The 445-nt window shown below is 74.2% G+C and carries 1 pseudogene; it reads right to left on the bottom strand.

The features are described 5' to 3' along the window. A pseudogene (locus B9S58_RS03530) lies at nucleotides 1-445 on the bottom strand (membrane protease subunit); the annotation flags it as partial.

Below are 445 nucleotides of genomic sequence, written 5' to 3'. Positions count from 1 at the left end.
GCGGGCAACGCCGCCGCTTCGGCCGGAACGGCCGGCTCCTGGTCGTCCCGGAAGAGGAGGTGGACGGGGATGGAGGCGGTGGTCTCGTTGGCGATGACGGAGTGGCGGCGGCCGAGGTGCGAGGTGGTGGTGGCCGGGTTGGTCACGGTGGTCGGCGACGCGGGTACGGGTACGGGTACGGAGAACGTGGCGGAGGCGGCTCGGTCACCGGCGGCCAGGTCCAGGACGAGGTCCAGTTCGGTGTCGGGTCCGGGGTCGTCCACGGGCCCCTTCGCGGGGGTGTTCCGGGGCTGCCGTTCGGCCGAGGCCTCCCGGACGGGCTTCTTTCCGGCCTCCGGCTCGGCCCCGTAGGAGGGATGCGGGGTCCACTCCGCCGAGGGTTCCGTCCTCGAACGCCGGACGGGCCTGAGATGGAGGTTCCCGTCGAGCGGCACGGGGCGCGCGG

Origin of the sequence: Streptomyces sp. SM11, assembly GCF_002910905.1 — a bacterium.
GTDB lineage: Bacteria > Actinomycetota > Actinomycetes > Streptomycetales > Streptomycetaceae > Streptomyces.
The sequence above is the reverse complement of the archived record's forward strand: the minus strand, read 5'-3'. Positions and strand labels throughout refer to the sequence as shown.